General features: G+C 56.5%; 1 protein-coding gene. It reads left to right on the top strand.

Going from position 1 to position 1,219, the window contains the following annotated elements:
• Positions 1 to 112 precede the first annotated feature (112 nt).
• The coding region (locus Q1A53_RS23330; protein ID WP_299971806.1) for an ISL3 family transposase at positions 113 to 1,219 on the top strand (1,107 nt) is incomplete at its 3' end.

Genomic DNA, 1,219 nt, shown 5'->3' with positions numbered 1-1,219 from the left:
ATGTCTGCTTACTTTGGCTCTATGCCTTGCGGCCATGCGAACAAAATCAAAGTGGTCCCCGGGTCCTGGGGTTATAGTTCAGGATCTCACGCTCCAGGGCGAAGACCTTTGGGTGGTTTCCGCCAGAGCTGAACCCGTCGGTATCTGTCCTGATTGTGGGACACAAAGCCGACACCGGCATGGTTGGCGCAACCGAAGCCTGTCTGATTTGCCGGTACAGGGGTGTTCAGTGAAGGTGACGATAGCGCTGAACCGCTGGCAATGCAGGCGCCGCGACTGCAAGCGACAGACGTTCTCTGACCAGTTTCCGGCGATTGCACCACCCTATGCGCACCGGACATCCAGAATGGCGGAAATCGTCGGGCTCATGGGTCATAGGTTAGGTGGCCGCCCAGCGGCAAACCTGATGGGGCGGCTTGGCATGCTGGTCAGCGATGACACTATCTTGCGCCAATTGAAGCGCGACGCCCCATGTCCTGCGCAAGGCGATGCCATTCGGGTCCTTGGCATCGATGACTGGAGCTGGCGGCGATCCTCTCACTTTGGAACCATCATGGTGGATCTTGAGAGGAGGTCAGTCGTAGATGTTCTAGACGACCGCAGCGTTGAAACTGTGAGGGATTGGCTGCAGAAGCGCCCGTCAATTAAATTCGTCAGTAGAGATCGCTGCGGCCTTTATGCTCAGGCTGCCAGAGAGGGTGCGCCTCAAGCAAGACAAGTGGCGGATCGTTTCCATCTCGTCCAGAACCTTCAGTCGGCGATCAAAGCACAGATGAGCCTTCACGGACACGGCAATGTCCGACCGATCCTCTCTGAAGATGCGATCGCAAGCGTGAGGTCACAAAGGCACCTTGCCAGGATGGCGCACAGGCAATCCCGCCAGGAGATATTTGATACAATTCATGCATTGCGCCAGCGCGGCCTGTCCTACAGCGAAATCGGCAGAAGAACCGGATATGACAGGCGCAGCGTCGCGAGATGGCTGGCATCGAGCGCACCAAGACAACGAAAGAGAGCGGATTTGAAGACGTCGTCCCCTCTCTATTTTGAGGAGTTTCTTGCGGCATGCTGGAAGAGCGGAAACCGCAACGGGCGTCATCTTTTCAACGATGTCAGGAACCGAGGCTATACAGGCAGCCGTTCGAACATGGAAAGACTGCTGAAGGAATGGCGCCGCTCCGAAACGGGCGAAGACAGCAACGTAAAGATCGATATCCCA

The organism is uncultured Roseobacter sp., from assembly GCF_947496515.1.
Lineage (GTDB): Bacteria > Pseudomonadota > Alphaproteobacteria > Rhodobacterales > Rhodobacteraceae > Roseobacter.
The sequence above is the reverse complement of the archived record's forward strand: the minus strand, read 5'-3'. Positions and strand labels throughout refer to the sequence as shown.